Consider the following 26,269-nt stretch of genomic DNA (forward strand, 5'->3'; position numbering starts at 1 on the left):
CTACAACACTGACACTCGAAATTGCTACAACACTGACACTCGAAATTGGGAAATTCATTATCAAAAACAAGAGCATGCTCCGTCTATCAGTCAACCGATGACATCAGCGAAATCACTTTTCTCATCCGAAAAGCACACAGCGAAGGTCATGGCGTCGAAGGAGTCTCGTGTCGTTGAAACGGGCACTATTGTTATCAAACGCTAAATCAGCGCAACAGAGCAACGTTTAGATAGACGCGATTAACTAAACAGAGCACGGAAAGGCCTTGAGCCTCATAGTTTTTAATAGGAGTCTCGCCAAGCAGTACTTGGCGGGACTAAAGCCATCAAAGAATTGGATCGGCTATGGATTTGAACCAGTTTTATTGAGCAGGCATCGACGATCTGAGTAAGCCAGCCTATAAATCAAGTTAAAAAGACGACGGAATATATTCACTAAGCTTAAAAAAGAACATGGCTGGATGGAGCGATGAGACGCATCGAAAAGTGAATAAAGGTGCAGAAGTGTTGAGGAATCAGAATGAATAGTATGTTTTGTGAGAAATGTGGACAAGAAACTGAGCATAAAGAAATCATAAAGCAAAAGCCTTCTAAATATGGGAAAAGTAAAAAAGAACAGTTTAAGGCTTTTCTCGACGGTTTCTTTGGTGGTGTTGCCAGTCCTGTTGGTGCATCGTTGGACTTAATCGATCGATATGAAGTTTGTACAAGGTGCGGGCATAAAACTTTAAAAAATCAGGGTGACGAATTTCAATAGTAATTAAAAAACAGGCCACGTAATGGATAAACATATTGTCACGTTAGGCGGTGGTGGTTGGATGATGGGAGAACAACAAAGCGAATTAGATCAATATGCACTCAGGTTGACTGGGAAAAGCGATCCGAAAGTTTGCTATATTCCCACTGCCACTGGGGATGCTGAGGAAGCCATCGACCGTTTTTATCAGTCCAAACTCAGTCGCCGCTTAAGTCATTTTCCATTATTTAAAGCCAACCTAAACTGGCGAACACATCTGCAAGAGCAAGATGTAATTTATGTCGGTGGTGGTAATACACGCTCTATGTTAGCGGTATGGAAAGCGTGGGGGATAGATAGAATACTTCAAGATTGCTATGAAAGTGGCATCATATTGTGTGGTATGAGTGCGGGCGCAATATGTTGGTTCGACTACGGGATCACAGATAGCGATCCTGAGAAGTATTCCGTTATCGAGGGGCTTAGCTTTGTCCAAGGTCTTGCATCAGCGCATTATACGGGGAGTGACGAAAAAGCTGAGCTGTTTTCTCAGTTCGCCAATCATCATATAAGCATGCCTTGCTATGGGATAACTGATGATTCAGCACTACATTTCGTTAATGGTCGGTACCATAAGACGATTACCATTCAAACAGGGGTAAAGGTGACTATGAAGAATGTTGATAAGACTAATATTTAAAAATGATGTGTGCCATTTTTCCAAGGAGTTTAAGTGTTCAAAAAGAATCATGTGCATCTGCAAATTAAAAAGGGTGAAGTTAAAGCAACACATCTTGAAACGGATAGCTCGATTGTGCGGACATGTGCAGCGCTATCGCATCCAAGAACCTTAATGGGGGAGTTCTTTGCCATTGAACGCTGTTTAAAAGAGGTACTCGATGAACTATTACCTAAAAGTATTTTTTCTCTATCGCCAATAGCGATTGTTCAATTTATCGAGAAAATTGAAGGTGGGATTACTAATGTTGAGGTACGTGCTTTCCGCGAAGCGACACTAGGGGCGGGAGCGCGACACGTTTTCTTTGCTGAATCGAGCACGCCAATCAGTAAATCTCAGCTATTGAATTTCAACTTTAAGCAGATAGAGCAACCATGAGTCCCATTCGTGATTACAAAGAGGCGTGACCACAGCTGCTTGGTATGGTGAAAGAAGTGAGTGATGACGTGTGCTTGATCGAAAAGGCAAATGAGTGTGACATGCATGAACTCGTACGGTTGCAAATACGCGCATTTGCGTCTGACCGCGCGCTTTGTGGGTCGGGACCGCCTGGTTATGATAGCTATGATCATCAACGATACGCCGCAAGCTGTTACCAATATTATGTGATTAAGCAAAAAAGTCAGCGGGTGGGCGGGTTTTACTTTTTATACCAATCCGGCATCCTCCAGTTGATAAGGCTGTTTATCGCCCCAGATTATCAAGGGCGAGGGGTAGGTCAGACGGCACTCGAATTTCTTAAGGCACACATACTGCCGGGAGAGGTTATCGAACTAGAAACTCCCACGTTCAGTGTCGGCGCGCAGCGGTTTTACGAGAAACAGGGTTTTCAAAGAATCAAACGGATTCAGTATGGGGCGAGTGACGCGTATTTGTATCGATTGATCGTGACCTAACAGCTTATATAAAAGCAAACCCCACAAGAAAGTGAGTGACTATCATCGAGCGCTAATGAAGGTTGTTACGAAATGGCGGCTTTTACTTTACGTAGAAGCCGCCATTTTTATTGTGTGAACTAAAACACATTTGCCCGTCACCGATAAGACAAGATGATTGGAACCCTATTAGTATGGCGAACTGGTTAATAATTGAATAAATGGATTTATTATCAATAGTTTAAACATGGAAATTCTCCCAGAAATCGAAGTGTCGAACGCGCAGCATGAGGCTATTCAAGCCCTTAGAAACAAGGCATTTCCTGACCATCAAGTTGCCCGTTCTTACTATAAGCAGCTTCTCCACATGCGGGCATTGCAGTACCAAGGTAATCAACTGATTGGTTATATGGGGTTGGATTATAGGGCAGTGAATGTCGGTGGCGACGTATACAAAGTATTAGGGGTGAGTGATTTTTGCATCGACAGCGCTTGGCAAAGAAAAGGGATTGGCTCGGGTATGCTGGCGCAACTGGCTGACTATGCCAGAGATAAGGACGTTGATTTCATTATTCTTATCTCTGAGGTGCACGATTTTTATGTGGCTAATGGCTTTCAGCTTGTCGAGTCACATGCCTCTTGGCTACGCATCCATGAACATACAAATTATGGCGTTGCGGTTGAGTATGTTGATGAATTGTACGTTAAACCGATGAAAGATAAATCATGGCCTGCAGGGCATATGGATTGGCTGGGGTATATGTATTAATGCCTTCGGTAGACGTCGTTTATGGCGTGTAAGAGGGGTGAGTCGCCTTTGGCTGGGCGCCTGCAGCTATCTGCAGGCGCGTGATGATATCGGCAACTAAACGCCCTTGCTACTGCATTACCGCAAACGACTCGTAAGGGGCTAGTTTGTAGGTGGTGCTTAACTGTTTGACCGGATCCATATTGTAGCTTAGGCAGGTTAAGGCCTTATCGTGCCAATGCGCGGGGAGGGTGATGGTTTGTTTTTGCTCGCTAAAGTTGCTGACCACGAGAATACGGTGGGTGTCGTCGAAACGCTCGTAGGCGATCACATCAGGGTGTGATGCTTCCACAGGCGCAAACTGGCCATGTACGATCACTGGGTATTGCTTGCGGAGCTTGATCAATTGACGGTAGTGATAAAGCACCGAGCCGCTATTTTCAGTCGCCCGCGCCACATTGATGGTGGGGTAGTTAGGATTAACCGGTAACCACGGTGTTCCTTGGGTAAAGCCTGCCTGCGGTGCGTTCTCCCATTGCATCGGGGTACGGGCGTTATCGCGACTGTTTTGGTAGACCGCCTCCATCATGGTGTCTGGATCAACGCCTTCTGCCACACGCAAGTCGTAAAAATTGCGGGTTTCGATGTCTTGATAATCGTCGATAGATGGGAAGGCGACATTGGTCATCGCAATCTCTTCCCCTTGGTAGATATAGGGCGTGCCTTTCATCAAGTGCAAGGTTGTGGCGAGCATTTTTGCCGAGCGGGTTCGGTATTGGCCGTCGTGACCAAACTTGGATACGGCGCGCGGCAAATCGTGGTTGTTCCAAAATAGTGAGTTCCAACCGCTATCGGCCAGCTCTTGTTGCCATTTGAACAGTACCTGTTTGAGGGCGGCGACATCCAGCGGCACGGGCTGCCATTTATCGCCGTCTTTCCAGGTAGCGGTAATGTGTTCAAATTGGAACACCATGGAGAGTTCATTGCGTTCCGGTGCGCTATAAAGTTTGGCGATCTCCGGCGTTGCGCCCCATGTTTCGCCGACAGTGAGCAAGTCTTTGTCGCCAAATGTGGCTCGATTCATTGCCTGTAGCAGAGGGTGAAGGCGCGGCCCGTTGCCGGTAATGCCTTTGTCGATTTCCTTACCAATTAAATCAATCACATCGAGGCGGAATCCGCCAATGCCTTTGTCGATCCACCAGTTCATCATTTTATGCACAGCGTCATGGACGGCAGGGTTTTCCCAATTCAGATCGGGCTGACGTTTGGAGAACAAGTGAAAGTAATATTGCTCGGTTTTTGGCTCCCATTGCCATGCACTGCCACCAAAAATTGAGCCTTGATCATCGGGTGCGCTGCCATCGGGTTTGGCATCGCGCCAAATGTAAAAGTCGCGATAGGGACTTTTTTTGTCTTGAAGCGCAGCTTGGAACCAAGGGTGTTCGTCGGAGGTGTGATTGACGACCAAATCCATCACGATTTTGATGCCAAGCGCGCCGGCGTTATCAATCAAGCGCGTCATGTCTTCCATGGTGCCAAATTCAGGCGCGATCGCGCAGTAATCGGAAATGTCGTAGCCATTGTCATCCATCGGCGATTGGTACACCGGTGATAGCCATAACACATTGACGCCGAGCCAATGTAAGTAATCGAGTTTCTCGATAATTCCGTTCAGATCGCCAATGCCATCATCATTGGTGTCGTAAAAACTACGTGGGTAGATTTGATAAACAACGGCATCATGCCACCAAGCGTACTGCATACCGATTACCTCTTATCGACAATAAAAATCCTCAAAGCCTCAGCTTGAGATGTGGCCAACAGCCTAGCGCGCGGGCGGTGCTAAGAAAAATAGGCGTGGCGCTTATTGATATAACCGATTGGCTATAGGTAAGGTGGTAATGGACTAAAAATACGCGTTACCATTGAATGGTGTATCCTTATTAGGCTATAAAGTAAGCCATTAAATTGTGAGTGAGGGCGGTATGGATGTAGAAAAAGTCGCCGGCTACTTTATTGCGGTGGTTGAGGCGGGTGGCATTAAAGCGGCCGCGTTGCAGTTAGGGATCAGCCAACCCTCATTGACGGCACAGATCCAAAAGCTGGAGCAACGTTTCGCGTGTCCGCTGTTGGTTCGCCACCCTCGTGGCGTCAGTATGACACCCGCGGGAGAGCTTTATTATCAGCATGCCACCGCACAGCATGCCGCGCGACAACGGCTTCATGCCCAGCTTCATGCTTTGCAAGCGCGTGAAGCGGGACAAATAAAGCTTGGCACTGGGGAGGCGTGGTGGCCTTTGTTTGTTAAACCGGCAGTGCTTGATTATCAAGCTGAGCGCCAGTGTGCGGTCCACATCGAATTTGGTAATCGCTTGGCACTGATGGCATCGCTGCTCAGTGGCGATGTGGATGTGTTTATCGGTCATGAAATTGACGATCTGGTTGCGAGCCAGCAAGTGCGCTTTATGCCCTTGTTTCAGGACGCGGAAAGCTACTATGTGGCTGATAACCATCCGCTACTCGCAGACACATCGGCCTGCATCGATCCTCAGCGTTTAAATGATTGGCCGTTGATGCGTGTCACGCCTGATCACGCCCGGCATGCGCATTTGCTTGCCAACCCGATTACGCCTGTCACCTGTGCGCACACTGTGGTGTTTGATGTCGATGCGCTGAGCGCCAGTATCGATCTGTTGCACGACACGCAAGCAGTGATGCCCTATACCAGCAAAGCCGACACATATCTTGCCAGTCAGGGTGTGAGCGTGCTGACAACCCAGCCCAACAAAACAGGTAACGTCGGTTTATATACCCTGCGTAATGCGCGGCATGAGAAAGTCGAGGCACTGATCCAACAGCTGTGTGACGCTGCTCAGCAGATGGGCACTCGACCATGTCATACCAGTTAGGGTAAAGCTTATTGAGTAAGAAAGTGCTAGACTAGACCGCCTTTGTAGCACACTGGCTGGGAATACTGAGTTCTCAATGTAGGGATGAACAAGGAACAGCCGCCAGATTCAGTGGTTACAACGATGGCATCAATAGGTAGCGCCAATTACCAATTTGGCCATAGCGCTGCTAATTTGTGGCGCAAATCACATGCAGTACCTTTATTATCAAAGGAAAGATGATGGTAATTCCAGAAAACAGCAGCATTGTTATTTTTGGTGCATCTGGCGATCTGACCTTCCGTAAGCTGATCCCAGCCCTGTATCATTTGTATGCGAACAAACAGCTGCCTGCGTCTTTCGCAATTCTAGGCGCAAGCCGCACCTTCTACAGTGACGAGTCATTTCGCGACAAGTTGCGTCACTCTATGCAGGAGCTAGAGAAGACCGATCCTGCTACACTCGACGCCTTTATGGCGCATGTGCACTATCAGTCATTTAATATCTCAGATACTCACGAATACCACCACCTAACAGAGCGGTTAGATGAGTTGGCCGATCAGTATGGCTTCACCCAGCGGAACACGCTGTTTTATCTTGCCACGCCACCAAAGCTTTACAATTCGATTCCTGCCAGCTTGGCTGAACATGGCCTCAATGACGAGAGCACCGGATGGAAGCGCTTGGTGGTCGAAAAGCCATTTGGTTATGACTTAGCTTCCGCGCGCCAGCTCGACAAAGACATTCACGCCCACTTTGCCGAACATCAGATTTACCGCATTGATCATTACCTAGGCAAAGAAACAGTACAAAACCTGCTGGTTTTCCGTTTCTCCAACGCGATGTTTGAACCGCTTTGGAACCGTAACTTTATCGATTATGTAGAGATCACCGGTGCGGAGCATCTGGGTGTAGAAGGCCGCGGTGGCTACTACGACCAATCAGGTGCGGTGCGCGATATGTTCCAAAACCACTTGCTGCAAGTGCTTGCGCTTGTGGCGATGGAGCCGCCGGCACAAATCAATGCAGACGCCATGCGTGATGAGGTGTTTAAAGCACTGCAATCACTCGAACCACTATCTGATGATGATCTGACTAACAACTTGGTGCTCGGTCAGTATACGGAATCATTAGTGGGTGGGAATGCGTTACCGGGTTATCGCAATGAGCCGGGGGTTGCGGAAGACTCGCGCACTGAGACTTATGTTGGCCTGAAGATGTTTATCAACAACTGGCGTTGGAATGGGGTGCCTTTTTATGTGCGCACCGGTAAACGCTTGCCAACCCGCGTGACCGAAGTGGTGATCCACTTTAAACAGACTCCGCACCCTGTGTTCGGCAAAAATGCCCCTGAGAACCGTTTGGTGATCCGTATTCAGCCCGACGAAGGCATTCAAATGAGCTTTGGCCTTAAAGAGCCGGGCGCCGGCTTTAATGCGAAAGCCGTGAACATGGACTTCCATTACGCATCACTGGAAGAAACCCAGATGCTGACCGCGTACGAGCGCTTGTTACTGGATGCCCTTAAAGGCGATGCCACCTTGTTTGCGCGCAGTGATGCAGTCGAAGCTTGTTGGCAGTTTGTTGAGCCTATTCTGCAGTACAAAGAAAATGACAAAGCCTTGTTTGGCTATGCCTGTGGAACATGGGGACCGAAAGAAGCGGATCAGTTGCTTGAGCGTGATGGCCATGCTTGGCGCTTTCCCTGCAAAAACCTGACTGACACGGAATACTGCGAATTATGATAAATGCCCGAGTTTTTGATGATGCCGACGCGGTGGTCAATCATTTAGCGGATACGATGCAAGCACTCAGTGAGCAAGATCGTGCCATACACATTTCGCTTTCTGGCGGCAGCACACCCAAAATGCTGTTTAAGCGTTTAGCCAGTGACGACTATGCCACGGCGATTCAGTGGCAAAACCTGCATTTTTGGTGGGGTGATGAGCGCTGTGTAGCACCGGATGACGCTGAGAGTAACTTTGGTGAGGCCAATAAGCTGCTGTTTAGCCACATTCGCATTCCGGAAGAGAACATTCACCGTATTCGTGGTGAAGACGACCCGGACGTGGAAGCGGCGCGCTTTAGTGCGGAAATGCAAGCCTTGATCCCAAGCGAAAACGGCACACCTGTGTTTGATTGGATCTTGCTGGGCGTCGGTGGCGATGGGCATACGGCCTCGCTGTTCCCGCACGATCCTCAGTATGACAATACCGCGCTCGCGCTGGTGGCCTCGCATCCTGAATCGGGGCAAAAGCGTGTATCAAAAACCGCCCGTGTTCTGCGCGCGGCGAAGAAAATCAGTTATCTGGTGTTGGGTGAAGGCAAACAAGCGATCGTGCATGAGATCGCCACACACGAGCCTACCCAACTGCCATACCCTGCCGCCAATATCCGCAGTGCCAAAGGCACTACGGAATGGGTACTCGATGCCGCGGCAGCAAAAAAATTACCAGAACAGAATTAATGGAGAGCACGATGAAAGGTGATATCGGCGTAATTGGTTTGGCAGTCATGGGCCAAAACCTGATCCTTAACATGAACGACAACGGCTTTAAGGTGGTGGCGCATAACCGTACCGCGGCCAAAGTGGATGAGTTTCTGGAAGGCCCAGCGAAGGGCACCAACATTGTTGGCGCTTACTCGTTAGAAGAGCTGGTTGAGAAGCTCGAAAAACCGCGCAAAGTGATGCTGATGGTTCGCGCAGGCGCCGTCGTGGATACCTTTATCGACAAACTGACGCCTCTGCTTGACGAAGGCGACATTATTATCGATGGCGGTAATACCAACTACCCAGATACCAACCGTCGCGTGGCAGCACTGCGTGAAAAAGGCATTCACTTTATCGGTGCCGGTGTGTCTGGCGGTGAAGAGGGGGCCCGCTTTGGACCGTCTATCATGCCGGGTGGATCTGAAGAAGCGTGGCCAGCTGTTAAACCTATCTTCCAAGGTATCGCCGCGAAAACCGACGCCGGCGAACCATGCTGTGATTGGGTTGGACGTGATGGTGCCGGTCACTTTGTGAAAATGGTGCACAACGGTATCGAGTATGGCGACATGCAGCTGATCACCGAAGCGTACCAGTTCATGAAAGACGGCCTTGGCATGAGCCATGACGAGATGCAGCAGGTGTTTGCCGACTGGAACAAAACCGAGCTAGATAGCTACTTAATTGAAATCACCRCAGACATTTTGGGCTATAAAGACCAAGACGGTGAGCCATTGGTTGAGAAAATTCTCGACACCGCGGGCCAAAAAGGCACCGGCAAATGGACCGGCATCAACGCGCTGGATCTTGGCATTCCGCTGACTCTGATTTCTGAGTCGGTCTTCTCACGTTGCCTGTCGGCACTTAAAGATCAGCGTGTCGCGGCAGAGAAGCTGTTTGAAAAACACATCCAGCCGGTTGAAGGCGATAAAGCCGAGTGGGTTGATGCGCTGCGTCAAGCGCTGCTGGCGTCAAAAATTATCTCTTACGCGCAAGGCTTTATGCTGATGCGTGAAGCGTCTAATGAGAATGGTTGGGATCTGAACTACGGTAACGTCGCACTGATGTGGCGCGGTGGCTGTATTATCCGCTCGGCCTTCTTGGGTAATATCCGCGATGCGTTTGATAAAGATCCTAACTTGGCCTTCTTGGGCTCAGATGCGTACTTTAAAGGGATTTTGGATAACTGCTTGGCGGCATGGCGTAAAGTGGCGGCGAAATCGATGGAAACCGGTATCCCAATGCCATGTACTACATCGGCGCTGACCTTCTTGGATGGCTACACCACGGCACGTCTACCTGCGAACCTGCTGCAAGCMCAGCGTGACTACTTYGGTGCMCACACCTATGAGCGYCTTGAYCAGCCKCGYGGTGAGTTCTTCCACACCAACTGGACAGGCACCGGCGGTAACACCGCCTCTACTACGTACGACGTGTAACGTACGGCGTGTAACGTAGCAGACTAAGTCACTGTCCATAGCTATAAATAGAAAAGGGATGCGCCAGCATCCCTTTTTGTTGGCATAAGCAAAAAACTCACTTAGCATAGGCAAAAAAGGAGACCCCATGCCGCGTCCTAAAATGCCCCGCCGTATTTGCGGGAAACCGCATACCAACTGTTTTAAACCCAACGCCATTCCACTCAGTGAGCTAGAGACGGTGACCATAGGTTTGGATGAGTTCGAAGCCATGCGCCTTGTTGATCATCAAGGGATGCAGCAACTGCAAGCGGCGGAAGTCATGGGCGTATCTCGTCAAACGTTAGCCAACCTAGTTAAACGCGCCCGCGCCAAAACCACCGCCTGCCTCGTAGAAGGCAAAGCACTGGTGTTTGAGTCAGAAGAGTAATTCGACATGAGCCGTCGTTACGTCAGTACTATTAAGCCCAATCTTCAAGTTTCAGTCCTTCAACACGCTGAAACTCCCTCGTATTGTTTGTGACTAGCACACAACCAGTCGCAATGGCGTGACCGGCAATCGCGGTGTCGTTTCCGCCAATAGGGGTGCCTTTATTCATTAGGTTGCGCTTAACTGCAGTTGTCGCGTCAACGGCGGCTTTATCCCAAGGTAAAATCTCATCGATTCGCTGAAGAAAAGCATCAACAAGCACGGCATGTTTTGGTGATGCTTTTTTTCCTAACAACCCATATTGCATTTCTTGATAGGTAATGGCTGAGATAACAATGCGATGTTGATTGCCGACAACAGTGTGAAGCTTTTTCAACACCGCTCTGGGTTGCTCTCTCATAATGAATGAACAAATACATGTATCAAGCATATAGTTGATTTTGTTAGTCAAAGTTGAACCGTCCCTCGTCTTTGATCAGCTCCTCGCGATGGGTCATGAAATCACTATCAGCCTTTTCGAGCTCGCCAAATGAGAGCCAACTTGGGCGAGCTGGGCGTAAGGTGATGACATCCCCCTCTTTATGAATTTCAAGCTCATTAACGCCGTCAAACTCAAAATCCTTTGGCAAGCGTACCGCTTGATTCTTGCCATTTTTGAAAATGGATATTGTTCTCATAAGGTCCTCGCCATGTATTTGTTCAATCTTTATTCAGTATAATTTTAGTGTGGCATATGTCAAACATATGCATGACTGTAATGAAAATCGAACTGAAAGGGCCAGACCTTACACCTCTCACAAGTCGTGCATTTGTAATGGCAAACTTGATGCTTCAACACATTATTTTTGACCTCTTCTAACTTTGTTTATTGCATATGCTATAAATGAAGTGTATTTTTAGCATATGCCATTTATATAAAGAGAGAACGGAAGATGACAATTGCTATTGCGATGAATCAAGACCGCCCTGAGGGACATTTTATGAAAGCAGAACATTTCGCGCTGTTTGACGACGATGGCCAAGCACTTGCTCAATTCGCCAACCCACGTGTAACGGAAGGTTGTGGTGCCAAAAACGCCTTGATAGCGATGCTGAAAGCCAACCAAGTAACGCGCGTGGTGACCCGTCATATTGGTGAGCATGCGTTAGCGGGATTACTTGATGCAGGCTTACATGTGTATCAGCTCACTAATGGTCGCTTAAATCCCACTCAGTGGCTGTCGCCTGCGTACTGGCAACCGCTTACGGATGCCAGTCAAGGACGACCGGCGTTGCAGCGAATGAAGCAGCAACCACAACAACGGCAAGCAGCGTGTCATTCAGGACGTGGGCGAGGGTGTGGCGCGCAAGACAGTGGTATAGGTGGTCAACATCGGGGGTGTGGACATGGACAAGGTCAACGAGGTCGAAACAGTGGCCACGGTTGCGGTTGCCATGACTGAATTACGTGTGATGCCGCCACGCTCGCATCATCAGTGTGTGGCTTGCAGTGACAACGGGCTGTTTAATCTTAAATTTTATCAAGACGATAACAACGCCGTGACCGCTAACGTATGGTTAGAAAGCACTTGGCAAGGGTATCAAGATCAGCTGCACGGTGGGGTCATTGCCACGCTTTTGGATGCGGCGTTGACCCATTGTACCTTCTTGTTTGCCCCGCAAAGTGTGACAGCGTCACTTAATATTCGCTATCACCATCCAGTGCCCATTGCGGTTGAGGCTGAGATACGTGCTTGGTGTGTAAAAGCGAAACACGGAATGAGTCAGTTGGAGGCAACGCTGACCGTTGCAGACACTGTGTGTGCCAGCGCAACRGCAAGCTTTATGCGAATGCGTGCGTCAAAAACTAGCTGACGGCGCGGCGCAGGCGATCATGCACCGCAAGCCACGCTTCGCCATGAGGGGGCTGGGCGAGCCAGATTTCATCGACGCCCAGTTGGTCGGCTTGGGCGAGTTGGTGATATAACGCTTGCCCATAGCGTGCGGCGTCATCCGGCATGGCAATACAGACCAGATCATCCCGTGTCGGTGCTTCGCCAAAGTGAAGCAAGGCCGCGCGTTTTTCAGGCTGGGGCGCAGGGAGATCAGACAAGTCCGCAGCCACCATCTGCAACCGTGTGTTGGGTTGGTAATGGCTTCCCACATTGCCGGGCACCACGGTGTCGTGCTGCTCGGGGGCGTCGACCGTTTCACCCAGCACGGCGCTTAGTTCGCTGGCGGTGATTGGACCGGCGCGAAGTACGCGGAATGGACGCTTGGTAAGATCGACAATGGTTGACTCCAGCCCATGTTGGCAAGGGCCGCCATCAATCACTGCGGCTATTTTTCCGCCTAAACCATGCATCACCTGCTCTGCCGTGGTGGGGCTGAGCTTTTTATACGGGTTCGCAGACGGGGCGGCAACGGCAAGTTGGTGAGTGGTAAGCAGGTCCAATAACACAGGTTGCGCGGGCACGCGAAGCCCAATGGTATCTAATCCACCCGTGACTACCGGTGAAACATGCTCGGCTCGTGGCAGCAGCAGCGTCATCGGCCCTGGCCAGAAGGCATTCGCCAGCTTATATGCTTCATCCGGGATCAGCGTTGCCCACTCGGTGATCGACGTGACGTCACCGAGATGAACAATCAAAGGATGATTGGCGGGTCGCCCTTTGGCGGTAAAAATGCCCGCGACGGCGTCTGGATTGCTGGCATCCGCTGCCAGACCGTACACGGTTTCTGTGGGCACCGCGACTTGTTCGCCGGCTTTCAGCAGCTCGGCGGCTTGTGTTAGGTCCGTTGAACACTGCGCTGAGAGAAGTTGCGTTTTCAACGACATGCTCCGTTTTATGTTGCTACGTTCAGTTGATACCACTGACCCGAGCGATCGCGTTGCCATACTGCACCTTGCGCATCAATTTGCATCAAGTACAGCCAGCCGTGATTCGCCAGCGCGGCTATATCGTTATGGCGTGCAAGTATACTATCAATTGCCTCCCGAGGGGCAGCGATAAATACGCTTAATCGCACTGGCTGGTGGCGATATCGACGGCCATCGTGCACGGATTGATGCGATAAGCCGATTCGTAAGTCGCCACCATTCCCTTCAAACACCCCAATGTGGCCACCCACGATGTTGTGTAGCAGTTTGTTTCCGCTGCCGAATTTTTCCGGTGCGGTGACAGAAGCAAAGTACTGCAGATTGATCCAATTGCTGACCACCATGGGTGCGGTGAGGATCGCCGCAAGCTGGCTAAAGTCACGGTCTTTGTGCATGTCGTAGTCGTGTAAAAAGCTGCGACCTTGCAAATTAATCTGTCGAGACAGAGTGCGCGGGCCCACGATGAACGCGGCGTTGTCACACAGTCCCCACTCAGGACGCATTTGTGCCCAGTCTTTGGCCCGTGAGGCAAAGAAGCGTTTGAGTTTGGATGCCTGGGTAGGCGCTTGAGCAAATTGGTTGGCGCGAGCTGAACGTGCTTGCTCGCTCGCGTCGGCCAGCCAAGTTTGCCACGCGGCATGCTCGGGAGCGTGGAAGACATCCAGCGCGTCGGTGGTGGTGTTGTGCATGGCGGCATAAAAACGGGTGCTGGCGGGAATGGTTACGCCTTGTTGTGCCATCGCATCGCGCACGTCGGCATCATTCAGCAATTGTGCGAGCACACGGACATTCACCTCGCCGGTTTGTCCGCCGCAAGCACCACAGTCAAGCCCTGCTGCATGAGGGTTGTTACAGGTTTCACTGCCATGACCCACCAACAAGACGGCATCGGCCAGTTGGTCAGCAATGCCCATTGCCCGCAAGATACCAGCGCCTAGCTCCGCCTTTTCTGCTGCGCTTAATGGTGTATTGTCACGGGTGAGCGCCCAATCACTGTCAGTATGGCTGAGTCGATTTAGCGGGTTTTCGGTGCCAGAAATGCGTAATGCGCGTTTTAATAGGCTCACTAGCTTTAACATGCCACCGGCTTCGACCATGCCTAAATTGGCGGCGGGCGCATCGAGGCTACGCTGCCAGCCGAGCTTGGTCATTCGTAACCAGCGTTCGGGAGTTGCATGGGTTTGTGAGGCGGTGACCGCTGGCGCCAGTAAGCCGGGCAGTTGTGGGCGGTGAATATGGCTATCGGTGGGCTGATAAGCGATCGGCAAGCCAAAAAAGCCGGCAAAGCCAAGAGTTTGAACCCGATCGGATTGTGCTTCTAACGCGCGACGCATCGGCTCAGAGCGCACATCGATACAAAACACAGCTTGCAACGTGGGCGAGGTGGCGAGGGTGTCGACACTGGCCTGCGCGGACAAGGCGTGTGCCCAAGGGCGCTGCTGACTGATTTCCAGCGCTTGTTGCCAAATCCACAGTGGCGCGAGCTGTTGTTGTGCTTGGTGATACCAATGGCGCACATTCACCGCTTGATGGTGCATGGACTGACGAATGCTTGCCCACGCTGTTTCACGGTGTTTGGCAAGCCAGCGTGCCAGCACTGTGTCCCACGCGAGTAAAATCGCGAACAGGCCCATGCCATGATCTTGCTGTTCACTGTCACTGAGCTGTTGCTGCCAATCTAACCAAGCTTGCCAGCTTGCCCAGCCCGATAAGCCATGCATCAGCGCGTGGCAATAGGCCAAGTTACCGTCTTGGTCGTGAAGGATCGGTTGCCAAAAGGCGGCCGCTTCAGCGATCAGGGCATCCATTTGGGTGGGCAGAGCGGCGAAATCGGCGAGCAAATCCACGCCAGTGAGGGTTTTAATGCCTTTATCTTGGCTCACTACATCCAACCAGCATTGATAAAGGTGCTCACCGCCTTGGCCTTGGGCATCAAAACGCTGTGGGTATTGGTGATAGAGCGCGAGAAACTGGCTCACTTGTTGCTGGATTTCTTGCTGCCACGATAAGCCTTCTTGTGCTTCTCGAGTGCGGTCACACAACTCAGCCAATGGTTTCCAACGCGGGAGGTCACGGCTATGGCTACGCAGCGCACGCAGACAATCACTGACCGTCAATGTGCTGTCAGAGGTTGAAATGGCCTTGGCAAGATGTGCCTCACTAATGGGCGATTGCCAATGCGACAGATAGTACGCCGACGACATCAACGGACAGTGGCCGCTTAACACCGCTTGCTCAGCAAAGACTTGCTCAATGGGGGTAAAGCGTTGCGGCCACCATGGGTTCACTGCAATCATTTGATYCAACGGCCAGCTTGGCGCAATCGCTGCGACTGCTTGCTGGGTGGCATCGCGAAAATCGCTCACATCGAGGGACTCAGGGTGTGCAGATACGTTGGGCGTTTTCGCAATCATTAACGCGTCTCCTTATGCGGTTGCCATTGGGTCGTTTGTAGTTGGATTAAAGAAGCACTCGGCCACCATCTGAGAGTCAAGCGCGTCGCCCATTCATCAAGGTAAGCCCCGGCGTTCAGCCAAATAAACAGGCGGTTGACCCACGCTTTGTGAGGCCAGTACTGGACCGCCAGTGACAGAGCAAACAGCGCGACAAACAGCACCAGCGCTAAGACATCGGCAAATAAATAGGTGGTATTTCCGCCCGCGACAAACACAATCAAGCTATGTTTAATGGCGGCGTAGAGCCCGAGCAGGCCAAGCGCAAACACGCTACTGAGCAGCACGCGTGTCGGGCGAGCAGCGCCTGGGCGGGTAAAGGCCGGTAATAGCAGCATGGTCATCGCCATCCACAGCAACCAACCGGCGGCCAAGCTCGTTAAAATACCAACGCTTAGATGCACGGCGACAATCAAACCGGCGGCGGTGGCCATCGCAGCAAGCCAATGGCAGCGACGCGGGACTGAGGCGTCAGCCAGTTGGATTGCGAGCCAATGATTCACGCCATTGCCGCTGTTGAGGAAAGAGAACGCCTTGTAGAAAGAGTGCGCCAGCAAGTGAAGCAATGCCAACTCGTAAAGACCTAGGGCGATTTCGACTAACATCAGACCCATTTGTGCGACGGTCGACCACGCCAGTTTTACCTTGATACTCACGCGTGTCAGGCTCACCAGCCCAGCTACCAGCGTACTGACGCCTGCGATAACCAGCAGGGCAAGGCTGGCACTGGGGCTTGCCGCGAGCACTGGCGCGAATAGCATCAATAAGATCCCGCCAAGATTCACAATACCGGCGTGCAATAAGGCAGAGACCGGCGTTGGCGCTTCCACCACTTGAATCAACCAGCCGTGCAAGGGCAGTTGAGCGCACTTGATAATCGCCACGCCCACCAACATAAAGGCGGCGATGCTTACAGTCAGCGTGTGAGGCTGCTGGCTGACTTGAAACATCAATTGGTCAATCTGTGCGGTTTGGTAGTGGAAAAACAACAGTAAAAATGCGCCACCGAGTAGCAATTCGCTAAAGCGGGCGAGCAGCATTTTTTTGTGTGCCGCGAGTTGGGCGCGAGGCCGATGCGGATAGAAAAGAATTAACCGACCCAATGAGAGGCTAACTGCCACCCAAGCGAACCAAAACAGCAACAGGTGATTACTGACTAAAACCAACAAGACTGCTGACAAGGTGAGCAGTAAGGATGAAAGAAAACGGTGTTTGTCGGCTTCGCCCGCAAACGCAGTGGCACTGTATCGCCATATAACACCGCCAAGAAGAGCAACCAGTGCGAGCAGCACCAGTTTGAGCGGAGTGACGAGAAATAGGGATAACATGACTTACCTCACAGCAATAGTTATGCGATACATTGTGAAAACTTACTACAGTTAAGTAAAATACATAATAAATCACTTTTCATTCTGTTTTAGAGAACGATGAGCCGACTCAACTACCATCATTTGTATTATTTCTGGCAGGTAGCGCGCCACGGCAACCTGACCCAGACCGCCCGTCAGCTGCATATTTCGCAGTCGGCGCTGTCGTCGCAAATCAAACAGCTTGAACAGGCGATGCAGGTGCAATTGTTTGAGCGGCAAGGTCGTACATTGACGTTGACCGAAAGTGGCTATCAAGCGATGAACTATGCCGAAGAGATATTCCGACAGGGGGAAGAGTTAGAGCAGTTGCTATCCAGCGGCGGGGCGCTGTCCAGTGCCACGATTCGCATTGGCACCTTATCGACCATGTCGCGGAACTTTATCGAGCAGTTTATTCAGCCACTGGTCAATCAACGGGAGTGCCGTTATGTGTTGCAGTCGATGGATCAAACCGGCTTGCTTCATGCGCTGTCTGATCACCAGTTGGATTTGGCGCTAACCAATATCGCGGTGCGGGGGACCAATAAACAAATTTGGCAGTACCAACAACTGGCACGCCAGCCGGTGGCCGTGATTGGTTGGCCGGGTAAAGCGTTATCGCCCACTTTAGATGCCAGCTACCAGCACCAAGCGTGGGTGTTGCCTTATGGCGATAACCCGATTCGCTCGGGGTTTGATGCCATCTCGGCGCAGTATCAACTCAAGCCTTACATCATGGCAGAAGCCAATGATATGGCGATGCTGCGCCTATTAACCCGCGACAATGATGCGTTGGCGGTGATGCCTGAAGTGGTGGTTCGTGATGAACTAGATAGCGGTATGCTCACCCGCTACGCCTTACTGCCGAGTGTGTATGAGCCGTTCTATGCGGTATCGATTAAACGTCAGTGGGTACATCCGAAATTGAATTCGCTTTTAGATGCGTTCAGTGCGTCGCCGCTCGCGCATGGCGACGACCTTCGCGACGGCAACGGTCAGAGCAATACCTAACTTCGTCCCAACAGCGCGCCCACTTTTTACGCCACGTAAAGGGGCGTTCGCACATCAAACATATCTTGCTGGGGAGGTGTGGCTTTTTATGCGCCATCTGGGTTGCCTCCAGGGGATTGAGTGGCAGGTAAACGTGATTTTTTAGTGCGCTTTTCTGCGTGCCCCGGGCTTTTTCGTCGTTCAGGACTATTTGTTTGCTCAGGGCTGTTTGTTGGCTCAGGGCTGCTTGGACGCACATGGGTGGCGAGGATCCGTGCTTTTTCGATACGAACCGCGTCTTGTTGACGAAACGACCATAAAATATCACGCGCACGTTTGCCGGTTTGTTCGATATCGACAATAGGTCTCGGGTAGTCTTCACCAAGCACCACCCCGTACATCATCGCTTCCATGTCAGTCATTTGCCACGGGGTGTGGATCAAACTGTCTGGCAGAGGGGCAAGTTCTGGCAGCCATTCACGAATAAATGCCCCTTCCGGATCTTGCTCTTGCGATTGTTTCACTGGGTTATAAATGCGCAAGGTATTGGCGCCCGTTACGCCAGCCTGCATTTGAAATTGGGGGTAATGAATACCGGGCTCAAAGTCGAGAAATAACTGCGCCAAATGATGGACACCACGCCGCCAATCAATCAGTAGATGGTGGGTTAAAAAGCTGACCAGCATCGCCCGCATACGAAAGTTGATATAGCCGGTGGCGTGCAGGCAACGCATACAGGCATCGACGAGCGGATAACCAGTATGACCTTGTTGCCATGCGATCAGATGCGCATCGCTCTGCGGACCGTTCGCGTACTCAAAATGTAAGTAGCCGCGATTAACGGGGCGATGCTCCATGTGGTGCTCGCTTTCAAATTTCTGCATAAAATGACAGTGCCAATGCAAACGCGACACCATAGCGACCAGCGCACGCCGCCAACCCTTTTTTTCCCAATGGAGGAGGGTGATTTGATACATCTCGCGCAAGCTGATGTTACCCCATGCAAGATAGGGTGACAGTCGCGTACAGCTTTTGCGGCTGGCGAGTGGTTTAGAGATGTGGCGTTGATAGCTTTGCCCGCGCTCGCGGAAAAAAGACTGTAAGGTTTTATACGCCCAACTCGGGCCGCCGGGCTGAAAGCGTGGCGCGGGAGAATCCCACTTGTGGTGATCGAGCGTGGGTAGCGTGAGTGATGTGTCTAGCCAGCGCGCTTGTTGCCAATCGGGATCGGCAAGAGGGGCACGCATCACTTTTTGCCATTCTGCGTCCCAATCAACCCGATTTTTCGCGCCGCGGATCACCGCCCCAGTGGGAAATTCATGCCAAGGGATCTGATGGGTCTCCAGCCAGTTCGCCACCGCTTTATCTCGAGAAAATGTCGCGTCGACGCCAATTTCTTGATGGCTGTGGACCGCGCCAATTGCCTGCTGCTGGTGGATGGTGTCGAAAACGGCGAGTGCTTCACCTTGGCAAATGGTGACCTGCCCGCCAAGCGGCGCCAGCTGCTGATTAAGATCGCACAGCGACTGCCAGACAAATCGCCAATGGCGCTCGCTATGGTGCGGATCGTTAAGCAGCAATGGCTCAAACAGGTACAAGATCACCAAGGGACGCCCCGCGGCAATGGCAGCTTGTAAAGGGGCATGATCCCGCAGGCGTAAATCGCGTTTTAGCCACACAAGGCTGATGGGCGCGGACATAGGGCTCTCGACAGTAGTAACAACAATCTTTTATTCACCTTTAGCGATACGAGGCTGAATGACGCTTGGATCCCTAATAGTGACTTGGTTGAGGTCTAATTTCTCTCATTAACAAGCGCTAAGCGCACAAAGCGAAATAAAAATGGTTTGCATTTGCTTTTTAAGCATCGGAAAATTACCAACTGTAGAATTAACTGACAGGCGCATCCCGCGCTTGTACTTAAGCAGTAGGATCGGGATATGTTAGAGGCAAAGGACGTTGCGTTTGCCGTCAACGGAAACGTGTTGCTTGATAAGGTGAGCTTGTCGTTTACGCCAGGAAAAATCTGTGCGTTGGTCGGCCACAATGGGTCGGGCAAGTCGACGTTGATAAAGCTGTTAGCGCAGCAACAGGCAACCAGCAGCGGACAGATCGCATTAGACCAAAAGCCCTTATCAAAATGGTCAGAAAAAGCGTTTGCGCGCGAGGTGGCGTATTTGCCACAGCATTTACCGGCAACCGATAACTTAACTGGGTATGAGTTGGTCAGTTTTGGTCGCTATCCTTGGCATGGCTTGCTGGGGCGGTTGACCAAAGCCGATCACCAAGCGATCAACGAGGCAATGGCGCTCACTGGTACCCAAGATTATGCCGAGCGCTTGGTCGATACCTTATCGGGCGGCGAGCGCCAACGGCTGTGGATTGCGATGCTGCTGGCACAGCAAACGCGTTACTTACTGCTCGATGAGCCGCTATCTGCACTGGATGTGGCCCACCAAGTAGAAGTGATGACCTTGGTGCGTAAACTCAGCCGAGAGCTGGATAAATCCATCATTATCGTGGTGCACGACATTAATATGGCGGCGCGTTTTTGTGATGAGATTGTCGCGCTGCACAGCGGGCAAGTCCTGACTCAAGGCGCGGTTAGCGATGTGTTTCAAGAGTCGGCCCTCAAATCGATTTATGGCATTGAGATGCCGATTGCCGACCATACCGCCGGTTATGCGGTTGCTATGCCGGGGGAGTTATCGCCGGTATGATCAAGTCCTCTTTTTTGACGCTTGTGGTCTGGCTGACCGCGGCCATGATGTCAGCGAGCGTCAGCGCGTCGCCTCGTATTCTCTCGCTGGATTGGACTCAAACTGAAACCTTGTTGGCCTTGGGAGTGACGCCCGTCGCGGTCGCGCAAAAGGCGGATTACAATTCGCCTAAGCTGGTCATCGCTCAAAACCGTGACGCGGCAAATTGCGCGCGAAGCTAACCGTCCTGAGGCCGGTGAAACCCTGATTACCAATGCGAAACAGCAACTGGCGAGCTTGCGCGATACTATTCCCGGTGAACAGCCCCCGCTGCTGATGATCCAGTTCCTAGACCCTAACCATGTCCGAGTGTTTGGGACCAACAGCTTGTATCACGCTGCTATCAGTGAATTGGGGCTTAGTAACGCGTGGCAAAACACCACCAACAGTTGGGGGTTTAGCATGGTTTCCACCCGCGAGCTGCTAGACCTTGATGCGCAGCTGGTGATTGTGCGCCCACTTCCCGCGGGGGTGGAGCAAACTCTTCAGACCAATATGTTTTGGCAATATTTGGTTAAACGCACGGGGCATACGCCATTGATGATTGATCCGGTATGGAGCTTTGGGGCGATTCCATCAGCGTTACGTTTTGCCCGCCTTGTGACCGCGGCATTGACCGAGCAAGGAGGGCAGGCATGAAACTGAACCTGTTATGGGTGCCCTTGGCATTACTGGCGGCACTGTTAAGCCTCGCCTCCACTCAGTTGGGGCAGTGGGATGTGAATGCATCCATGCTCTGGCAGTCGCTGTGGTCGCTGGATGACAGCGCGTCGATTGGCGTCGTGATGCATTTAACCTGGTGGCCGCGCTTGGTCACCGCATTGCTGGCGGGGGCGTGTTTGGGGCTGGCCGGTACCTTGATGCAACAAGTGCTGCGCAACCCCTTGGCCTCGCCCTCGACGCTGGGGGTGGCGAATGGCGCCAGCTTGGCGCTGATGCTTGCGACGCTTTATGCCCCTTGGCTACTGACTTGGTCGAGCGCGATGGTGGCGATGTCTGGCGGGGTGCTGACCATGCTGGTGGTCTTTGCGTTAGCATGGCGACGCGGCCTATCGCCCACCGTAGTGGTGATAGCGGGGCTGATTTTAAACCTTTACTGCGGTGCGCTCAGTACCGTGCTGCTGTTGATGAATCAAGAAGCGCTACACGGCATGATGGTGTGGGGCGCGGGCTCGATGGTGCAAACCGACTGGCACAGTGTGCAAGCCTTATTGCCACGTATTGGGCTGGCGGTCGTGTTGATCCTTGCCTTGTTAAAGCCGCTCAACGTCTTGAGTCTGTCTGATGAAGGGGCAAAAAGCTTGGGCGTATCACTGGCGAAAATCCGTGTGATTGCGCTGGGGCTATCGGTGCTTCTGACTGCGTGGGTGGTCAGCTTGATTGGCGTGATTGGCTTTGTCGGTCTCGCGGCGCCCGCGATTGCGCGTTTATGTGGCGCACGTAAGCTTATCACCCGATTGAGCCTAGCGATGATTTTAGGCGCCTTGATGTTGGCAGCCACTGATCTGGCTGTCCAACTGTTACCTAGCCGTCGGGCCATGATGGTCCCCACGGGGGCGGCGACGGCAGCGTTGGGGGCGCCTCTTCTTTTGTGGTTGTTACCACGGGTGTCACTGGGGAATCGTCAACGCCAACAAATGCATGCCGGTACGTCCGCACCACGTCAGGATTGGCCACTAGGCCGAACGCTGATGTTACTGGTGTTGGGTGTGGTGATTTTTGCCACCGTATCGCGTCAAAGTGAGGGCTGGCAGTGGCTGGCGCTCAGCGGCGATTGGTCTTTGTTGGAGTGGCGCTTGCCACGGTTGCTGGCCGCGGCATTGGCGGGGGGTGTGCTTGCTGTTGCCGGTGCCGTGCTTCAGCGTTTAAGTGCTAACCCGATGGCGAGCCCTGAAGTGATGGGGATCAGTGCCGGTACGGCGCTGGGACTGATTGTCACTATTTTTGCTGGCATGGGCGCATCTATGCTGAGCTTATATGTCGGTGGTCTAATCAGTGCGGGGGCAACCTTGGCGTTGATTGTGCTGCTTAATCGCAAAACTGGCTTTCAGCCAGAAAAGGTGTTGCTCACTGGCGTCGCGATAGCCGCACTGATGCAAGCGGTACAAAGCTTCTTGATGGCGGGTGGCGATCCTCGCGCATATCAAGTGCTCGCGTGGATTTCAGGTTCAACCTACTATGTGACTGACAGTACGGTGACCACACTGGCCTTGGTTGCCGCCGTGCTGGTGGCGTTAGGATTGATGTGCCAGCGTTGGCTCGATATTTTGCCGCTCGGTGGCGAAACGGCTCAATCTTTGGGGATTAAGGTAGGGCGTGCCCGCATGCTGTTGCTGGCCCTCGTTGCGGTGATGACCGTCAGTGCTACCTTGGTGGTGGGGCCGCTTAGTTTTGTCGGGCTGATGGCCCCGCACATTGCGCGTAGCTGGGGGGCGAAAAATGCCCGGGCGCATATGGTCACCGCCGGTTTGATTGGCATGGGATTGATGCTGTTTGCCGATTGGCTCGGACGACAATGGTTGTATCCGCAAGAAATGCCGGCTGGGATCATTGCTTCGTTGATAGGGGGGCTATACCTCATGATCGTGCTACGTAAGCTATAGTTTTAACGCACGGTGATCGACAGGATCGCCTCATCCCTAACTAAAGAGATGCAGTTTGCATCTCTTTTTGTTTGAGGAGCCAAGAGAATGAACAGTGATTCCATGCAGCGCGTGGCGGTTGTCGGTGCAGGTGGCGCGATTGGTGAAGCTTTTTGCCGCGCATTGCTCGACAAGCCATCCATTCAGCAAGTCTTTGCGTTGGGGCGCCACCCCGCACCACTTGCTGAGATAAGTGAAAAGGTCACTCCTGTGGCGGTGAATATTCGCGATGAAGCATCAATACAAGCGGCGGTCGAGCACATCGACGACGACAGTTTAGATGCGGTGATCATTGCCTCGGGCATGCTTCATGATGATGCGGTCAGCCCAGAAAAGCGGCTCGCGGCGTGCAGCAGTGAGGCCATGCATCAGCTTTTTGATGTGAATACGGTTGCGCCGCTGCTGTTGAGTAAACATCTTGCGGCCAAATTGAAACGCAACGCTGAGGCGAAGCTCGCTATCTTGTCGGCGCGCGTGGGTAGTATCAGTGATAATCGTGCGGGCGGTTGGTATGCCTACCGTGCAAGCAAAGCGGCGGTGAACATGTTGATCAAATGCATGAGCATCGAGCTTGGCCGCCAAGACAAATCATTAACTGTGGTTGGCCTGCATCCGGGGACCGTCGACAGTCGTTTATCCGCGCCATTCCAAGCCAATGTTAAGCCCGGTAAATTATTCAGCCCGGCTCAATCGGCTGGCTACTTATTGTCGGTATTGGATGACCTAGACAGTCGTCATACTGGGCGTCTGTTTGCGTGGGACGGGGAGGAAATTGCCCCATAGGTTGGGGCATTGTTGTGTTATTTCCAATGCAATGGCTGCTCTAAAGTCGATAAAGGCTTTTCCGTGCCAAGCCCTATCATTTCATCATATGCCGTGTCCGTGACTAACACGTATTGCGCGGCATTAACCCATTCAAAATCATCTTTCACCGCCAGTAAGCTGCGGGATAAATAGGGCTTATCGCCTTGATAAATTAGCTTCTGCTCCACCGTATCGCCGTGACGCAAAAAGGCTATCGCTTGATATAACATGCCATCAATGCCACGGATCTGAATCTTGTCAATGTTGTCGTAATTTATCAGTTCGCTCAGTTGTAAATTCATCACTCGTCCTTGCAGTTAGGGCTTGCTTAAATACTACGAGCCATGCAAGCACGCGGATCCCTCGAGGGTGAGGCATTACCCTTAGCGATAGCCTTTTGGATGCGCAATGTAAAATAAATGTTACGCAAAGGTAAAATCAAAACCGTGGTGAGGAGATGATTTTCTCAGCAGAGTCGACGTAATCTGTGAGTAACGGAGACATTGCGTAAGGCTAAGGGCCGCTGTTTACGCGCGATTTTTACGCCAGACAACGACACAAGGCGGTGAACGTGAAACAGAGTAAATACCAATCCAAACCAGTTGATGAGCTGGGTCGTGTAGCCTGGTCGGCACAAGAAAACGATGTATGGCGCCAGTTAGTCACACGGCAGCTTGCGTGTATCAAAGACAAAGCGTGTCAGGAATATCTCGACGGGTTACGAATGCTCGACTTGCCGCATGACACGGTGCCACAGATCCCTGATGTGAATGCCGTGTTAATGAGAGAGACGGGCTGGCAAGTGGCCCCTGTGCCTGCGTTGATTGATTTCGACCAGTTCTTCGCTTTACTGGCGGACAAGAAATTCCCTGCGGCGACCTTTTTGCGCACCAAAGACGATTTCGATTACTTGCAAGAGCCGGATTATTTTCATGAGATCTTCGGTCACTGTGCGATGCTGACCCACCCAGCGTTCGCTGAATTTACCCATATGTATGGTCAATTGGGTAAGAAGGCCACGCCCAAAGAGCGCGTCTATCTTGCACGCTTATATTGGTTTACGGTCGAATTTGGTTTACTCAGTGACTCGCAAGGCAATCGCAGTATTTATGGCGGCGGCATCTTGTCTTCACCGGCGGAGACCGAGTACGCCTTTAATAGCGACAAAGCGGTGCGTAAGCCTTTAGAAGTGATAGATGTCATGCGCACGCCATATCGGATTGACATTATGCAACCCATTTACTTTACCATTGAGTCGATTGACGATTTATTTGCCATCAGCCAACGTGATTTGATTGCTGATGTGCATCAAGCCATGGAACTGGGCCTTCATGCGCCTTTGTTCCCGCCCAAACCGAAAAAGACAGAACAGCAAAAGGAAACGCAACATGTCTGAACTAACTGAGTTGAAATGTGAAGCCTGTAATATTGATGCCCCTTTGGTTAGCGCTGAGGAAATGCCGGTGCTGCTTAAAGACATTCCGCAGTGGCGCAAAGTAACACGAGATGGGATTGATCAGCTCGAACGTGAGTTCACCTTCCGCAACTTCAAGTTGGCGTGGGCGTTTGCCAACCAAGTGGCTGAGCTGGCTGAGCAAGAAGGCCACCATCCCGCTATCTTGCTGGAGTGGGGTAAAGTGACCGTGACTTGGTGGTCGCATAAGATTAAAGGCCTGCACAAAAATGATTTTATTTGTGCGGCGAAAACCGACGGCATTGCCCCTGAGTAAACCAAAAAAAGCCCCGAGAGTGATCTCGGGGCGTATCTTTTTCGCTCACTTGCTATCTATCCCTGTCACGCAAGTATCAATTCTGCGCCGCCAATGCTTTTCATTGGCATAACTCTAAATAGAGCAAGATAAACTTCAAAAGTGACGCGGTCACTTTTTCGTGTTGTTCTTACTCTTCTTCGTCGCTTGCGTCTTTTTGCTTAACGGCAAAATACTGCGCCAAGATTTCATCGGTGAGCTCACCTTTCTCTTCAAGGGCTTTGAGCTTTGCCACAATCGCTTTTTGTTCGTCGAGTGATGGCAAAGTCTCTGGCTCATGCTCGGGCGCGTCATCGGCAATATGCTGTAAAGGATCCATAA

The 26,269-nt window shown here is 51.6% G+C and carries 29 protein-coding genes and 2 pseudogenes; 21 read left to right on the forward strand and 10 right to left on the reverse strand.

Going from position 1 to position 26,269, the window contains the following annotated elements:
• From BZJ18_RS17470 to BZJ18_RS12555, 6 genes and pseudogenes are all read left to right on the forward strand, one after another.
• Positions 1-205 (forward strand): annotated as a pseudogene (locus tag BZJ18_RS17470) (hypothetical protein); the annotation flags it as partial.
• Between the two features lie 315 nt (positions 206-520).
• A complete protein-coding gene (locus BZJ18_RS12535) occupies positions 521-757 on the forward strand; it encodes a hypothetical protein (RefSeq protein ID WP_077457223.1) in 237 nt (78 codons plus the stop codon).
• A gap of 22 nt (positions 758-779) precedes the next feature.
• Entirely contained in the window at positions 780-1,436 is a 657-nt protein-coding gene (locus BZJ18_RS12540; RefSeq protein ID WP_077457225.1) for a peptidase E, read from the forward strand.
• Positions 1,437-1,469: 33 nt separating this feature from the next.
• Complete coding sequence (locus tag BZJ18_RS12545; protein ID WP_077457227.1) at positions 1,470-1,853, forward strand: hypothetical protein; 384 nt, start codon at positions 1,470-1,472, stop codon at positions 1,851-1,853.
• Positions 1,854-1,954: 101 nt separating this feature from the next.
• Positions 1,955-2,371, forward strand: coding sequence for a GNAT family N-acetyltransferase (locus tag BZJ18_RS12550; RefSeq protein WP_241824966.1), 417 nt, complete (start codon positions 1,955-1,957; stop codon positions 2,369-2,371).
• 226 nt (positions 2,372-2,597) lie between these two features.
• Entirely contained in the window at positions 2,598-3,119 is a 522-nt protein-coding gene (locus BZJ18_RS12555) for a GNAT family N-acetyltransferase (protein ID WP_077457229.1), read from the forward strand.
• Between the two features lie 109 nt (positions 3,120-3,228).
• Here the strand turns inward: BZJ18_RS12555 and BZJ18_RS12560 are convergent, their stop codons facing one another.
• Positions 3,229-4,860 carry a glycoside hydrolase family 13 protein gene (locus tag BZJ18_RS12560; protein WP_077457231.1) on the reverse strand — a complete coding sequence of 544 codons (1,632 nt, stop codon included), beginning with the start codon at positions 4,858-4,860 and terminating at the stop codon, positions 3,229-3,231.
• Positions 4,861-5,083: 223 nt separating this feature from the next.
• On the opposite strand from BZJ18_RS12560, the gene BZJ18_RS12565 reads away from it, so the two are divergent.
• The 5 genes from BZJ18_RS12565 (at position 5,084) to BZJ18_RS12585 (ending at position 10,322) form a co-directional block, all read left to right on the forward strand.
• Positions 5,084-6,007: a LysR family transcriptional regulator gene (locus BZJ18_RS12565; protein ID WP_077457233.1), complete on the forward strand. Its 924-nt coding sequence runs from the start codon at positions 5,084-5,086 to the stop codon at positions 6,005-6,007.
• A 221-nt stretch (positions 6,008-6,228) separates the two neighbouring features.
• The gene (gene zwf, locus BZJ18_RS12570) at positions 6,229-7,731 is read left to right on the forward strand and encodes a glucose-6-phosphate dehydrogenase (protein WP_077457235.1); all 1,503 of its coding nucleotides are present in this window, start codon (positions 6,229-6,231) and stop codon (positions 7,729-7,731) included.
• Complete coding sequence (pgl, locus tag BZJ18_RS12575) at positions 7,728-8,453, forward strand: 6-phosphogluconolactonase (protein WP_077457237.1); 726 nt, start codon at positions 7,728-7,730, stop codon at positions 8,451-8,453. The genes zwf and pgl overlap by 4 nt, the downstream gene beginning before the upstream one ends.
• 11 nt (positions 8,454-8,464) lie before the next feature.
• A complete protein-coding gene (gene gnd, locus BZJ18_RS12580) occupies positions 8,465-9,913 on the forward strand; it encodes a decarboxylating NADP(+)-dependent phosphogluconate dehydrogenase (RefSeq protein WP_077457239.1) in 1,449 nt (482 codons plus the stop codon).
• Between the two features lie 127 nt (positions 9,914-10,040).
• Entirely contained in the window at positions 10,041-10,322 is a 282-nt protein-coding gene (locus BZJ18_RS12585; protein ID WP_021023566.1) for a DUF134 domain-containing protein, read from the forward strand.
• Between the two features lie 31 nt (positions 10,323-10,353).
• Here BZJ18_RS12585 and BZJ18_RS12590 read toward each other — a convergent pair whose 3' ends face one another.
• Positions 10,354-10,773, reverse strand: coding sequence for a type II toxin-antitoxin system VapC family toxin (locus tag BZJ18_RS12590; RefSeq protein WP_241824967.1), 420 nt, complete (start codon positions 10,771-10,773; stop codon positions 10,354-10,356).
• On the reverse strand, positions 10,766-10,999 hold the full coding sequence (gene vapB, locus BZJ18_RS12595) for a type II toxin-antitoxin system VapB family antitoxin (protein ID WP_069363032.1): 234 nt from the start codon (positions 10,997-10,999) through the stop codon (positions 10,766-10,768). The genes BZJ18_RS12590 and vapB overlap by 8 nt, the downstream gene beginning before the upstream one ends.
• A 255-nt stretch (positions 11,000-11,254) precedes the next feature.
• Between vapB and BZJ18_RS12600 the strand changes: the two genes are divergently transcribed.
• Together BZJ18_RS12600 and BZJ18_RS12605 are read left to right on the forward strand one after the other, a co-directional pair.
• The gene (locus tag BZJ18_RS12600; RefSeq protein ID WP_077457283.1) at positions 11,255-11,764 is read left to right on the forward strand and encodes a NifB/NifX family molybdenum-iron cluster-binding protein; all 510 of its coding nucleotides are present in this window, start codon (positions 11,255-11,257) and stop codon (positions 11,762-11,764) included.
• The gene (locus BZJ18_RS12605; RefSeq protein ID WP_077457241.1) at positions 11,709-12,176 is read left to right on the forward strand and encodes a PaaI family thioesterase; all 468 of its coding nucleotides are present in this window, start codon (positions 11,709-11,711) and stop codon (positions 12,174-12,176) included. The genes BZJ18_RS12600 and BZJ18_RS12605 overlap by 56 nt, the downstream gene beginning before the upstream one ends.
• Here BZJ18_RS12605 and BZJ18_RS12610 read toward each other — a convergent pair.
• Genes BZJ18_RS12610 through BZJ18_RS12620 form a run of 3 tightly spaced genes read right to left on the reverse strand, consistent with a single transcriptional unit; the run spans position 12,169 to position 16,963 of the window.
• Positions 12,169-13,140, reverse strand: coding sequence for an L-threonylcarbamoyladenylate synthase (locus BZJ18_RS12610; protein WP_108743152.1), 972 nt, complete (start codon positions 13,138-13,140; stop codon positions 12,169-12,171). The two genes, BZJ18_RS12605 and BZJ18_RS12610, sit on opposite strands and share 8 nt — an antisense overlap.
• A gap of 8 nt (positions 13,141-13,148) precedes the next feature.
• Positions 13,149-15,596: a DUF2309 domain-containing protein gene (locus BZJ18_RS12615; RefSeq protein WP_077457243.1), complete on the reverse strand. Its 2,448-nt coding sequence runs from the start codon at positions 15,594-15,596 to the stop codon at positions 13,149-13,151.
• The gene (locus BZJ18_RS12620) at positions 15,596-16,963 is read right to left on the reverse strand and encodes an NADH-quinone oxidoreductase subunit L (protein WP_077457245.1); all 1,368 of its coding nucleotides are present in this window, start codon (positions 16,961-16,963) and stop codon (positions 15,596-15,598) included. The genes BZJ18_RS12615 and BZJ18_RS12620 overlap by 1 nt, the downstream gene beginning before the upstream one ends.
• Before the next feature lie 99 nt (positions 16,964-17,062).
• On the opposite strand from BZJ18_RS12620, the gene BZJ18_RS12625 reads away from it, so the two are divergent.
• Positions 17,063-17,995 carry a LysR family transcriptional regulator gene (locus tag BZJ18_RS12625; protein ID WP_069589407.1) on the forward strand — a complete coding sequence of 311 codons (933 nt, stop codon included), beginning with the start codon at positions 17,063-17,065 and terminating at the stop codon, positions 17,993-17,995.
• Here BZJ18_RS12625 and BZJ18_RS12630 read toward each other — a convergent pair.
• Together BZJ18_RS12630 and BZJ18_RS12635 are read right to left on the reverse strand one after the other, a co-directional pair.
• On the reverse strand, positions 17,931-18,092 hold the full coding sequence (locus BZJ18_RS12630; RefSeq protein ID WP_077457247.1) for a DUF2256 domain-containing protein: 162 nt from the start codon (positions 18,090-18,092) through the stop codon (positions 17,931-17,933). The two genes, BZJ18_RS12625 and BZJ18_RS12630, sit on opposite strands and share 65 nt — an antisense overlap.
• A gap of 91 nt (positions 18,093-18,183) precedes the next feature.
• A pseudogene (locus BZJ18_RS12635) lies at positions 18,184-19,674 on the reverse strand (FAD-binding domain-containing protein); the annotation flags it as partial.
• A 240-nt stretch (positions 19,675-19,914) separates the two neighbouring features.
• On the opposite strand from BZJ18_RS12635, the gene BZJ18_RS12640 reads away from it, so the two are divergent.
• The 5 genes from BZJ18_RS12640 (at position 19,915) to BZJ18_RS12660 (ending at position 24,158) form a co-directional block, all read left to right on the forward strand.
• The gene (locus BZJ18_RS12640; RefSeq protein WP_077457251.1) at positions 19,915-20,694 is read left to right on the forward strand and encodes an ABC transporter ATP-binding protein; all 780 of its coding nucleotides are present in this window, start codon (positions 19,915-19,917) and stop codon (positions 20,692-20,694) included.
• A complete protein-coding gene (locus tag BZJ18_RS12645) occupies positions 20,691-20,915 on the forward strand; it encodes a hypothetical protein (RefSeq protein WP_077457253.1) in 225 nt (74 codons plus the stop codon). The genes BZJ18_RS12640 and BZJ18_RS12645 overlap by 4 nt, the downstream gene beginning before the upstream one ends.
• Entirely contained in the window at positions 20,887-21,372 is a 486-nt protein-coding gene (locus tag BZJ18_RS12650; RefSeq protein ID WP_158011285.1) for an ABC transporter substrate-binding protein, read from the forward strand. The genes BZJ18_RS12645 and BZJ18_RS12650 overlap by 29 nt, the downstream gene beginning before the upstream one ends.
• Complete coding sequence (gene fhuB, locus BZJ18_RS12655; RefSeq protein WP_077457257.1) at positions 21,369-23,336, forward strand: Fe(3+)-hydroxamate ABC transporter permease FhuB; 1,968 nt, start codon at positions 21,369-21,371, stop codon at positions 23,334-23,336. Before BZJ18_RS12650 ends, fhuB begins: the two co-directional genes overlap by 4 nt.
• Positions 23,337-23,423: 87 nt before the next feature.
• On the forward strand, positions 23,424-24,158 hold the full coding sequence (locus BZJ18_RS12660; RefSeq protein ID WP_077457259.1) for an SDR family NAD(P)-dependent oxidoreductase: 735 nt from the start codon (positions 23,424-23,426) through the stop codon (positions 24,156-24,158).
• A 17-nt stretch (positions 24,159-24,175) separates the two neighbouring features.
• Here BZJ18_RS12660 and BZJ18_RS12665 read toward each other — a convergent pair whose 3' ends face one another.
• Positions 24,176-24,481 (reverse strand): DUF6482 family protein, encoded by a 306-nt coding sequence (locus tag BZJ18_RS12665; protein WP_069586487.1) that lies wholly within the window; start codon positions 24,479-24,481, stop codon positions 24,176-24,178.
• A 221-nt stretch (positions 24,482-24,702) separates the two neighbouring features.
• Here BZJ18_RS12665 and phhA point away from each other — a divergent pair, with 221 nt between their 5' ends.
• Positions 24,703-25,575: a phenylalanine 4-monooxygenase gene (gene phhA, locus BZJ18_RS12670; protein ID WP_077457261.1), complete on the forward strand. Its 873-nt coding sequence runs from the start codon at positions 24,703-24,705 to the stop codon at positions 25,573-25,575.
• A complete protein-coding gene (locus BZJ18_RS12675; RefSeq protein ID WP_077457263.1) occupies positions 25,568-25,909 on the forward strand; it encodes a 4a-hydroxytetrahydrobiopterin dehydratase in 342 nt (113 codons plus the stop codon). Before phhA ends, BZJ18_RS12675 begins: the two co-directional genes overlap by 8 nt.
• Positions 25,910-26,078: 169 nt before the next feature.
• Here BZJ18_RS12675 and BZJ18_RS12680 read toward each other — a convergent pair whose 3' ends face one another.
• Positions 26,079-26,267 (reverse strand): hypothetical protein, encoded by a 189-nt coding sequence (locus BZJ18_RS12680; RefSeq protein WP_077457265.1) that lies wholly within the window; start codon positions 26,265-26,267, stop codon positions 26,079-26,081.
• Positions 26,268-26,269: the final 2 nt, after the last annotated feature.

Origin of the sequence: Salinivibrio sp. IB872, assembly GCF_001995345.1 — a bacterium.
GTDB classification, from domain to species: domain Bacteria; phylum Pseudomonadota; class Gammaproteobacteria; order Enterobacterales; family Vibrionaceae; genus Salinivibrio; species Salinivibrio proteolyticus.

Coding starts and splice junctions, on each gene's coding strand:
- BZJ18_RS12535 (WP_077457223.1), top strand. CDS start 521: ATGAATAGTATGTTTTGTGAGAAATGTGGACAAGAAACTGAGCATAAA.
- BZJ18_RS12540 (WP_077457225.1), top strand. CDS start 780: ATGGATAAACATATTGTCACGTTAGGCGGTGGTGGTTGGATGATGGGA.
- BZJ18_RS12550 (WP_241824966.1), top strand. CDS start 1,955: ATGCATGAACTCGTACGGTTGCAAATACGCGCATTTGCGTCTGACCGC.
- BZJ18_RS12555 (WP_077457229.1), top strand. CDS start 2,598: ATGGAAATTCTCCCAGAAATCGAAGTGTCGAACGCGCAGCATGAGGCT.
- BZJ18_RS12560 (WP_077457231.1), bottom strand. CDS start 4,860: ATGCAGTACGCTTGGTGGCATGATGCCGTTGTTTATCAAATCTACCCA.
- BZJ18_RS12565 (WP_077457233.1), top strand. CDS start 5,084: ATGGATGTAGAAAAAGTCGCCGGCTACTTTATTGCGGTGGTTGAGGCG.
- zwf (WP_077457235.1), top strand. CDS start 6,229: ATGGTAATTCCAGAAAACAGCAGCATTGTTATTTTTGGTGCATCTGGC.
- pgl (WP_077457237.1), top strand. CDS start 7,728: ATGATAAATGCCCGAGTTTTTGATGATGCCGACGCGGTGGTCAATCAT.
- BZJ18_RS12585 (WP_021023566.1), top strand. CDS start 10,041: ATGCCGCGTCCTAAAATGCCCCGCCGTATTTGCGGGAAACCGCATACC.
- vapB (WP_069363032.1), bottom strand. CDS start 10,999: ATGAGAACAATATCCATTTTCAAAAATGGCAAGAATCAAGCGGTACGC.
- BZJ18_RS12600 (WP_077457283.1), top strand. CDS start 11,255: ATGACAATTGCTATTGCGATGAATCAAGACCGCCCTGAGGGACATTTT.
- BZJ18_RS12610 (WP_108743152.1), bottom strand. CDS start 13,140: ATGTCGTTGAAAACGCAACTTCTCTCAGCGCAGTGTTCAACGGACCTA.
- BZJ18_RS12620 (WP_077457245.1), bottom strand. CDS start 16,963: ATGTTATCCCTATTTCTCGTCACTCCGCTCAAACTGGTGCTGCTCGCA.
- BZJ18_RS12625 (WP_069589407.1), top strand. CDS start 17,063: ATGAGCCGACTCAACTACCATCATTTGTATTATTTCTGGCAGGTAGCG.
- BZJ18_RS12630 (WP_077457247.1), bottom strand. CDS start 18,092: ATGGCGCATAAAAAGCCACACCTCCCCAGCAAGATATGTTTGATGTGC.
- BZJ18_RS12640 (WP_077457251.1), top strand. CDS start 19,915: ATGTTAGAGGCAAAGGACGTTGCGTTTGCCGTCAACGGAAACGTGTTG.
- BZJ18_RS12645 (WP_077457253.1), top strand. CDS start 20,691: ATGATCAAGTCCTCTTTTTTGACGCTTGTGGTCTGGCTGACCGCGGCC.
- fhuB (WP_077457257.1), top strand. CDS start 21,369: ATGAAACTGAACCTGTTATGGGTGCCCTTGGCATTACTGGCGGCACTG.
- BZJ18_RS12660 (WP_077457259.1), top strand. CDS start 23,424: ATGAACAGTGATTCCATGCAGCGCGTGGCGGTTGTCGGTGCAGGTGGC.
- BZJ18_RS12665 (WP_069586487.1), bottom strand. CDS start 24,481: ATGAATTTACAACTGAGCGAACTGATAAATTACGACAACATTGACAAG.
- BZJ18_RS12675 (WP_077457263.1), top strand. CDS start 25,568: ATGTCTGAACTAACTGAGTTGAAATGTGAAGCCTGTAATATTGATGCC.
- BZJ18_RS12680 (WP_077457265.1), bottom strand. CDS start 26,267: ATGGATCCTTTACAGCATATTGCCGATGACGCGCCCGAGCATGAGCCA.